Below are 8,566 nucleotides of genomic sequence, written 5' to 3'. Positions count from 1 at the left end.
GCCCTTCCTACGTTATTGGAATTTTTTGCATTGCCCGGATTGCCCGTTCCGCGTTTACTTTGCTCTGCGGTCATTTTCTTGTCATTTTACCGGGGTATGGTAGATAAAGTATGGCGATATGAAGGGAGGCGGGTGATTGGGCGGTGGGGTGGAGTGTTGGTATTTTGCCTCAGGGCGGGGTAAAAAATAACAATGGACGTGTTTGTAATTTTTTACATTTTGGCGAGAAAGTTTGGTATGGGAATTGCTGTTGATGATAGTGAAGTCTTATGCAGGGCAAGGTTTGGATAGCTTTTGCTTGCTGCGGAGCGGGCTTGGCGGGCTTTGGCTGAGGTGTGAATGGCTGAAGCGGCTTGAGGTGTGACAAAATGTGTCAGTTTGTTTTTGTTTATACTGGATTTATAATATACCAGTTTTAGCTTGCTTCTGCCTGCGCGTTGTTTGCGTGTGGCGGAAAGGGGTTAGCTTTTTAGGATGGCGGATGCCGGGCGGTGTTGATTGCCGGCTGCCATCTCAGTGATGGGTTTGAACAAGCCTGTCAGTTATTTATTTAAAGAGTTTGGAAAATCAAATGAATAAGATTTACAAAACGAAATACAATGCCACGATCGGTAAGATTGTCGTTGTTTCGGAAATTGCTTCCAACCAAGGGAAGACCTCGAGCAAGAGCGAGGGCGGTGTCCGCAGCTCGCGCGCATTGCGTCATGCCGTATTGGCGGCCCTGGGTAGTTTTGCCTTGGCTCAGCCGGTGTTGGCAGCGGAACTGTCACCAGTGCCAAATCAACCAGGTGTGGCGTTAGCATATGACGATCCAGATAGTCTTGCAAACACGAAAGCGACCGAGCGTTATAGTATCGCTGTCGGTCGTGCGAATGCTGAAGGCATGTTCTCGTACGCACTGGGTTCTGACTCCATTGCGCGTTCTGGTACTACCCAAGCGGACGTAGAAAGTGCCGCAGGTGGCTCTGCGGCAACAGCTATCGGTAAGCAGGCGCATGCATTGAATAAAAATACGACTGCCATCGGTGTAATCGCAACGGCAAGTGGTCAAAGTTCAACAGGTATCGGTACGCAAGTAACTGCAACAGGTCTGAAATCAACTGCAATTGGTTATATTGCCAATGCAAACGATGAGAATACAACTGCTGTCGGTGCTGATGGCACTCTTGCAAATAGCTGGGGCTCTACCGCCTTGGGTTATCGCGCTAGAGCAGAAAGCGGTCAAGAAGCAACGGCTATCGGTGGTCGTGTAACGGTAAATGGCTATCAAGCGACAGGTATCGGTGCACAAGCCACTTCTACAGGCGTTGACGCGCTTGCAGTAGGTTCGCATGCAAATGCCAATGGTGAAGCAGCAACTGCATTGGGTAATAACACAAAAGCGCTGGCTGTTAACGCTACAGCTATCGGCGTACAAGCAAACGCTTCAGCAACCAATGCTATTGCAACAGGTTTCCAAGCAAGCGCTTCAGGTGTAGGTGCTATCGCAACAGGTCCAGCGGCAAATGCTTCAGGCGGTTATGCAATCGCCATCGGTCGCCGTGCGGTAGCCAGCCAAGACAACGCTGTCGCACTGGGTTCAGAATCTGTAACCCGCGGCGCCTCTAACGCTACCACTGCTTATTTGCCGGCTAGTAATGGCGACACCATTACTTACACAGGCTTTGCCGGTGTTGTGGCTGCAAACAGCGGTCGTGTGGCCTCTGTCGGCACTGTAGGCGGTGAGCGCCAAATCCAAAATGTCGGCGCAGGTGAAATCTCTGCAACTTCTACCGACGCCATTAACGGCTCGCAGCTGTATGTTGTGGCAAGCGCTCTTCAGCCTCGACCAAACTACCTGCACGTCAATGATGGCAATAACGATGGCGGCGATGCAGACGCCAACTTAGCCCTGCCTCACGAAGCAGGCGGCGCACGTAACAATGGTGCAATCGCAGTCGGTGTGAACGCCCAAGCTGAAGGCGGCGACCGCTCAATCGCCATTGGTTCAGGCGATAGCGCTAACGACATCGCTGCAGCGCGTGCAAACGGTCAAGAAGCCGTCGCCATCGGTGGTAGAGCAAATGCCAACGGTCAAGCTGCCATTGCGATGGGTGCTAATGCCACAGCTTCAAGCGCCAATGCCGTCGCCATCGGTACCAATGCCTTTACACAACAAACCCAAAACATCGCCATCGGTCTTAATACCCAGGCAATCGGCAGCAACTCCATGGCCATCGGTCCAAATGCGAAGGCAAATACCGATGCTGAAGCTGCCTTGGCAATCGGTCCGAATGCACTAGCGACAAACGAAGTGGCAATCGCCATCGGTGCTAGAACAGTTGCCAGCGGTACTCGTGCTCTTGCAATGGCTCAAGAAGCAAAGGCTACCGGCAGCTACTCTATCGCCATCGGTGATCAGGCAGAAGCGACTCACGGCAATGCCATCGCCATGGGTCGTAATGCAGACGCCATGGGCTCTGCCGCTGTTGCAATCGCTGAAGCCTCAACAGCTACCGCACAAGACGCTGTTGCCGTCGGTAGGAAAGCCAATGCCTCAGCTCAGGACGCTGTCGCAGTCGGCCGTGAGGCGGTTGCCAGCGCACAAAACGCTGCTGCATTTGGTAGTCAGGCGCTTGCCACTGCACAAGACGCTACCGCAGTCGGTCGTGGGGCTAATGCCAGCGCCATAGATGCAACCGCAGTCGGTCGTCAGGCTAATGCCAGCGCCATAGATGCAACCGCAGTCGGTCGTCAGGCTAATGCCAGCGCAAGAGACGCCGTTGCTCTGGGTCGTGGGTCTCGTGCGCGTGCGCAGGATGCGACTGCACTCGGTCGTGGCGCGAATGCGAATGCTGCTAATTCTGTCGCCTTGGGTGTAACTTCTCTTGCTCGTGAAGCTGATACTATCGCTGTCGGTAACGGCGCTCAAGCTACTGCAGCCAATGCCATCGCATTCGGTCGCAGCGCCATTGCTTCACAGGCACGTTCTGTCGCATTGGGTGATAACGCAACGACTGTTGCCCCAGTGGCTACAAACACTGCGACTGTCAATGGCGTAACCTATAGCGGCTTCGCAGGCAACTCGCCTATCGGTACGGTGTCTGTCGGTCGTGCAGGTGAAGAGCGTCAAATCCATAATGTTGCCGCAGGTCGTATCAATGCACAATCTACAGACGCAATTAACGGCTCGCAGCTGTATATGGTCGCCAATGAAGTCGGCAACCGTATGGCGTCATTCACCACAAGCGTAAACGGCACAAAAGCCGAAACCATTAACAACAAAAACAACGATGTAAACTTCGTTAATGGTAATGCCACCACCGCGCGTAATGTCAATAATCAAGGCGATATTACCTTTGATGTCAAAGTAGATGGCAAAACCATGAATGTGGTGAACGGTCAGCTTGTTGCCAGCAACACCCAAGTGGTAGCCGGTACAAACACCACAGTTACCAATACAGCCGCCAACGGTAATCCGCCGATTTACAAAGTTGATTCGCGCGACACCGTTTTGACCGGTTCTCAAGGTGTGGAAGTAACCGGCGGTACGCTGGACGACAGCAAGATCCGTACTTATAACGTAGCGGCAAAAGTGGACGGCACAACCATCACCATCAATAACAACGGTGAGTTGACCGCAGCCAGCTCTACGCCTGAGACGACAGACTTGACTGTTTCAGACGGCAAGGTAAATGCGCCGGCTGATAACACCAAGCTGATTACGGCTGCCGAAGTGGCTGAGACCATCAACCAATCAGGCTTTAACCTGACTACTTCTAAAACCGGTACAGGCACAGTAACCGGCACAAGCAACGAGCTGGTCAACCCGGGCGAGACCGTTACCGTTGAAGCAGGTAATAACATTGCCATCACCCAAGTGGCTGGCAAAGTTACCGTGGCGACAACCATGACGCCAACCTTTGATCGTGTAACGATTAACAACCCAACCATCACCACGCCGACTGCCGAAGCGCCAGCGGTTCAAAGACCAACCGTAAACATCACAAACGCTGCAACCATCGGCGATTTGCTGAACACTGGCTGGAACTTGCAAGGCAACGGTAAAGCGGTTGATTTCGTACAACCATACGAAACCGTAAACTTCAAAGACGGCAATGCTACCACTGCGGTTGTAACCACAGACGGCACAACGTCTAACGTAAGCTATAACGTCAAAGTGGACGGTTCAACCATTATGGTAGAGGACGGTCAGCTGACTGCGGTTATTCCTGAAGTGAAGTATGGCACGGTAGCTGCTGAAGAAGTCGGCACAATCGCTGATGTAGGCGACACCCCAGGCGTTGTTACCAGCGATAACCTAGTAGAAGCCATCAATGCGTCTGGCTGGAATGTAACTGCTGCAGGTGCAAACGCTACTGGCAGCAAGAACGAGCTGATCAACCCAGGTGAGACCGTTACTTTCCAAGCTGGCAAAAACATGACTGTGGTGCAAAGTGGCAATACCTTCACTTATGCAACCCAAGACGATGTGAACTTTAACAGCGTACAGTTTGGCAATAACGGCCCAACCATCACTAACAACGGCGGTAACATCAACATCGCTGCACCAGATGGTTCGCCTGTACGTATCACAAACGTCGCCCCAGGTAAAGACGGCACTGACGCGGTGAACGTAGATCAGCTGAAAGCACACCGTACAGCGGTTACCGGCGGTACTAAGTATTGCTTCTGTAACTTCATCAGAAGACGCAGACGGCAAGATTACCTATACCGTTAATGCAGACGGCGCAAGCGTATCTGCTGGCTCTACCCGTGTAACTGTTAATGCAGGTCCTAAAGCGGCTGGCACTAACATCACCGACTACGCTGTAGATCTGTCGCAAGCGACCAAAGATCAGATTGACAATGCAATATCGTCATTCACCACCAGCGTGAACGGTAACGTTGCCGAGACCATTGATAAGAACAACAAAGACGTTAACTTCATCGACGGCACAGCAACCACAGCGCGAAACAGCGGCGGCAACATCACCTTTGATGTAAACGTAGATGGCACAACCATCAGCGTAAAAGACAACAAAGTCTCTGCCAACACCACTGATTTGACCGTCAATAACGGTAAAGTCAATACGCCTACCAATACTGACGCGCTGATTACCGCAAACGAAGTTGCCGAAACCATCAACAACTCTGGTTTCACCTTGACAACTTCTCAGACTGGCACAGGTAAGGCAACCGGCACCAGCAACGAGCTGGTCAACCCGGGTGAAACGGTAACCATCGAAGCGGGTAACAACATCGAAGTCACTCAAGCAGCAGGTAAAGTCACCGTTGCAACTTCAATGGCACCAACCTTCAACACTGTGACGATTAACAATCCGAACATTACTACGCCTACACCGAATGCACCGGCTGTACCTGCGCCGACCGTGAATATCAATAACGCGGCAACCATCGGCGACGTATTGAATACCGGTTGGAACCTGCAAGGCAACGGTAAAGCGGTTGATTTCGTACAACCATACGAAACCGTAAACTTCAAAGACGGCAATGCCACTACTGCAACCGTAACTTCAGACGGCACAACTTCTAACGTGAAGTATGACGTGAATGTGGACAACAGCACCATTACCATTAATGACAATGGTCAGCTGACTGCGAATATTCCTGAAATCCAATACGGCGCAGTAGATGCTGAAGAAGTTGGTTCTCTGTTTGACTCAGGCGGCACCCCGGGTTTGGTTTTCAGCGATAACCTGGTAGAAGCCATCAATAAATCAGGCTGGAACGTAACTGCCGCTGGTGCAAACGCAACCGGTGCAAGCAACCAGTTGATTAACCCGGGTGAAACCGTTACCTTCATTGCCGGCAAAAACATGACGCTGGTGCAAGATGGTAATACCTTCACTTATGCGACTGCTGACAATGTTGAGTTCACGTCTATCACGATTGATGATGGTGATACAACGACTGCACCAATCACCATTAACGCAGGTGGTATCAATGTAGGCGGTACAACCATTGCCAATGTGAAGTCCAACCTGCCGGATACGTACAACCAAAACGTGTACAACACGACTAAGCAGGCAACTACTGCTTCCCAGCCATTGCCAACCAACCTGACGCTGACCAATGCGGCAACTGTAGGTGATGTGTTGAACGCGGGCTGGAATCTGCAAGGAGACGGCGCAGCCAAAGACTTTGTGAAGCCTTACGATACCGTAAACTTCGCACACGGCACCGGCACGACTGTTAAGGTAGATGTGGATGCCAACGGTGAAGTATCAACCGTGAAGTACAGCGTTAACGTTGACAATAAGACCATTACCACTCGTCCTCAAACTGACGACAATGGTGATGTGATTATCGACAACGAAGGCAATCCGCTGACTGAGCTGACGGTTAACACTACCAAGATTTCTGCCAACCCGATTGGTACGGTAAGCGTAACCGGCGACACCACCAGCCTGGCAACCGCAGGCGATATCGCCAATGCGATTAACGAGTCTGGCTGGAACGTAACTGCTGCCGCAGGCAACGATGGCGCAGGCAACGAGTTGGTACAACCAGGTGAAACCGTTACCTTTGACGCAGGTAAGAACATGAAGCTGACCCAAGCAGGTCAAAGCTTCACTTATGCGACTGCTGACGATGTGAACTTTAACAGCGTACAGTTTGGCGATAACGGTCCTAAGATTACCAACAACGGCGGTAATATCAACGTGGCCGGTCCAAATGGCGAGCCTGTGAAGATTACCAACGTGAAAGCTGGTGAAGATGGCACTGATGCAGTGAACGTGAGCCAGTTGAATGACACCGTAGCCACTTCTAAAGAAACCGTGGTTTCTACAGATAAGTCTGTGACTGTGACTACTGGCAAGAACGCAAACGGCGCGGCTGAGTTTGACCTGTCTGTCAAAGTAGATGGCACAACCATCAAAAACGGCGACAACGGCTTAGAAGTAGCGACCACCACCATCACGGCAAACCCTGTTGGTACGGTAACTGCTGGCGACACAACCAGCTTGGTCACTGCTGAAACCGTAGCAAACGCGATTAACAAGTCCGGCTGGAATGCACAATCAGCAGGTAACTTGGCCGAAGGCAACCAAACCGGTACAACTCAGGTTAACCCGGGCGATACCGTAACCTTCGCAGCCGGTAAAAACCTGACCGTTCAGCGCATTGGCGATACCTTCACTTATGCGACTGCTGACGATGTTGTGTTCAACAACGTAACGGCCAACCAAGTGAACGTAGGCCCTGTAACCATCAGCAACACCGGTATTGACATGGGTAATACACGTATTACTAACTTGGCTCCGGGCATTGCCGGTACTGATGCGGTGAACTTGGATCAGTTGAAAGCAGCGCGTACTGAAGTTGTTGCAGGTACGAATGTTACTTCTGTAACTAGCAAGCTTGATGAAAACACCGGTAAATATACCTACACCGTCAATGCGGACGGCGCAAGCGTATCTGCCGGCTCTAATCGTGTCACTGTTACCAAAGGCAATAAAGATGCCAACAACGTAACGGATTACGCTGTAGATCTGTCGCAAGACACCAAAGACAAGATTGACAACGCTATGTCGTCATTCACTACCAGCGTAAACGGCAAGAATGTTGAAACCATCACCAATACCAACAACGACGTTGGCTTTGTGGACGGCAATGCAACAAAAGCTAAGGACGACGGCGGCAACATCACCTTTGATGTGGTCGTAGATGAAAAAACCATCAATGTCGTGAACGGCAAGCTGACCGCTGTGATTCCTGATATGAAGGTTGATACCACCACGATTACGGTTAATCCTATCGGTGATGTAACCGCAGGCGACAGCACCAGCTTCGCAACCGCTGCAACTGTGGCGAACGCGATTAACAACTCTGGTTGGAACGTAACTTCTGACAAGACTGCTGACGGCGAGCTGGGCGCTACAGCGACAGTTGAGCTGGTTAAAGCAGGTGAAACGGTAACCTTCCTCGCCGGTAAGAACATGAGGCTGACCCAAGACGGTCAAAACTTCACGTACGAGACAGGTGATACCGTTGACTTCACTACCATTACGGTAAGTAATGGCGATACATCGACTTACGCAACCCCAATTACCATCAATCAAGAAGGTATTGACATGGGTGGCCGTCCGATTACCAATCTGAAGTCTAACCTGCCGGATACCTACAACAACGACATCTACAACACCAACGGCCTGCCGGTTACTACCGTACACGGCTTGCCGACCAACCTGAATCTGAACAATGCCGCTACCGTAGGCGACATCCTGAACTCAGGCTGGAACTTGGCTAACAACGGCACACCAAGCGACTTTGTGAAGCCGTATGATGTGGTGAATTTCGTTGACGGTAAAGGTACGAAAGCGGTTGTAACCACTGACAAAGACGGTGTGGTATCAAACGTTACGTATGACATCAATGTTGATGGCACAAGCATTGTGATTAACAAAGATGGTCAGTTGACCGCTGTTGCCCCGGAAGACACCACAGTGGTGAAACCTGGCACAAACGTTAAAACTGTCACTAAAGACGCAAGCGGTGCTTGGGTTGTGAATGCCGAAGGTACTAATGTGTACGCAGGCAGCAAAAACGTTGTGGTTGGAAA

2 protein-coding genes are annotated in these 8,566 nt (G+C 51.1%); both read left to right on the top strand.

The annotated features are described in order from the left end of the window. The first annotated feature begins 571 nt into the window (after positions 1-571). Positions 572-4,720, top strand: coding sequence for an ESPR-type extended signal peptide-containing protein (locus tag BDE01S_RS05935; RefSeq protein WP_066078642.1), 4,149 nt, complete (start codon positions 572-574; stop codon positions 4,718-4,720). 154 nt (positions 4,721-4,874) lie between these two features. After that, positions 4,875-8,566, top strand: a 3,692-nt coding sequence (locus BDE01S_RS05930) for a beta strand repeat-containing protein (RefSeq protein WP_066078640.1), incomplete at its 3' end; no start/stop codon positions are given.

The organism is Bergeriella denitrificans NBRC 102155 (assembly GCF_001592185.1).
GTDB lineage: Bacteria > Pseudomonadota > Gammaproteobacteria > Burkholderiales > Neisseriaceae > Neisseria > Neisseria denitrificans.
Note: the sequence above shows the minus strand (reverse complement) of the source record. Positions and strands in the feature narration are given on the sequence as shown.